Source organism: Nitratidesulfovibrio oxamicus, from assembly GCF_015731765.1.
Lineage (GTDB): Bacteria > Desulfobacterota > Desulfovibrionia > Desulfovibrionales > Desulfovibrionaceae > Cupidesulfovibrio > Cupidesulfovibrio oxamicus.
The window spans coordinates 1-1,937 of the sequence record NZ_VRYY01000454.1 but is presented as its reverse complement, the minus strand read 5'-3'; the positions used below and the strand labels follow the sequence as shown (position 1 = coordinate 1,937).

At 68.7% G+C, this 1,937-nt stretch carries 2 protein-coding genes; one reads left to right on the top strand and one right to left on the bottom strand.

Going from position 1 to position 1,937, the window contains the following annotated elements:
- Positions 1–720, bottom strand: a 720-nt coding sequence (locus tag FVW20_RS13865; RefSeq protein WP_196610076.1) for a cache domain-containing protein, incomplete at its 3' end; no start/stop codon positions are given.
- Between the two features lie 649 nt (positions 721–1,369).
- Here FVW20_RS13865 and FVW20_RS13860 point away from each other — a divergent pair.
- Positions 1,370–1,937, top strand: a 568-nt coding sequence (locus FVW20_RS13860; RefSeq protein ID WP_196610077.1) for a thioredoxin domain-containing protein, incomplete at its 3' end; no start/stop codon positions are given.

Sequence of the window (1,937 nt, the reverse complement as noted above, 5' to 3'; positions counted from 1 at the left end):
GCCGCGCGCCAGGTTGCGCAGGGGGGTGGTGTCCACGCGGTCGGCCAGCGCGGCCCCAAGCCCGGTGGCGGTGACGGGGTGCCCTTTGGCGGTCAGCACCAGCAGCCCGCTGCCCGAGGGCAGGGCCACGCCGGAAAGGATGTTCCGCAGTCCGTCGGTGGTGATGTCCAGGCCAAGCACCCCCAGCGGCCTGCCGCCCGCCGGATCGTCCACGGTGGCCACGGTGCTGACCACGGTCTTGCCGGTGATGAATTCGGAGTACGGGTCGGACCAGCCCACCACGCCGGGGTGCTCCATGGCCCTGCGGAACCACGGGCGCGTCCTGGCGTCGAAGTCGGGAGGCAGTTCGCGCGGGGGCTGGATGGCGTGGACCCTTCCGGACATGTCCGCGAAGTAGGCGAAGTAGGCTTCGGGCCGTTGCCGCAGGAAGCTGGCCCAACTGGCCATCAGTCCCTGATGGTCGTAGGGCCGCCCGGAAAGGCAGGCCACCATGCGCGGATCCTGGCGCAGGCTGCCCACGGCGCGGGCGTATTCCCCGGCGTACTGGCTGACGATGGCGTTGGCCAGGGTGTCCGCCTGAAGGGCCATGGCCGATTCTGCCCCGTGCCGCATGATGTTCTTGGCGCGTACGTAGGAGAACGTCCCGAGCGCGACCAGCGCCAGGGACGAAAGGATGGCAAGAAGCAGCAACAGGCGTTGCCGTAAGGGAATGACCCGCATGTCGGTCCTCGCGCCGGGGGAAGGGGCGCATGATCAGTAGCGCATGGTCGGGGCATGGTCTGAGGTATGGTAAAGCGTTGCGGAAACCTACAGGATGCGGCGCCATGCCGCAAGCATTCCGCAAAAGGTGGGCTCTGGCTGGCGGGCGGACCGCGTCGTGGCTTGTGCTCCTGGTTTGCATTTATCCGCATCGCCTTGCCGCCATCGGGCGGTATTCGCAACGGACCGCGCCCGGCCTTGCCGCCCGGCCTTGCGCCGTCCGTCCCTGACCCTGCCTTCATGTGCCGCCCCTGCTCTTGACGGGCCGTGTTGCGGGTCTTTTCTTTTTTTGCAGCCACGTTGCCCGCATGGCGCGAGTCTGATAGGGCATGGGTAAGGACGGGTGTCTCCATTCGCCTGCTGCCGCGAGCCATGGACACCCGGCCAGTGCACGCCTTCGGGAGGGGAACGGGGCGTCCGCGCGGCGGACGGTCCGACACCGGGGCCGGGCGCCGTCACGGCCGTTCACCGCCCGCGACACCACAGGGCAAAGGGGCAAGGGGGATATGTCATGTCCAACCTCTCCGGAAAGTCCACCACGCCTGCCGGGATGCGCGACACCCCAGAAAAGGGAGCCGCCAGTCACGCCGCCACCATTCCGGCTGTCACCATGTTGGCGGGCAACCGCCTGTCCGCCTCCAAAAGCCCGTACCTGCTCCAGCACGCGGACAACCCCGTGCACTGGCACCCGTGGGGCGACGAGGCCCTGCAACGCGCCCGTGACGAGGACAGGCCGCTGTTCATCAGCGTGGGGTATTCCACCTGTCACTGGTGCCACGTCATGGCCCACGAATCGTTCGAGGACGACGAGGTGGCCCGCCTGCTCAACGACGCCTTCGTGTGCATCAAGGTGGACCGCGAGGAACGCCCGGACATCGACGCCGCCTACATGGCCGCCTGCCAGATACTGACCGGCACCGGGGGCTGGCCGCTGACCATCATCGCCCTGCCCGACGGGCGCCCCTTTTTCGCCGCCACCTATCTGGCCAAGCATTCGCGCCCCGGTCGCATCGGCCTGATGGACCTGGTGCCGCGCGTGCTGAACGTGTGGCGCCACAAGCGCGACGATGTGCTGGATTCCGCCGACAGCATCGTGGACCATGTGCGCCGCCATGCCGAGGCCCTGCTGCGTCCGCCCGCCGATGGCCGCCTGCCCGGCGCGGGCACCCTGCACGCCG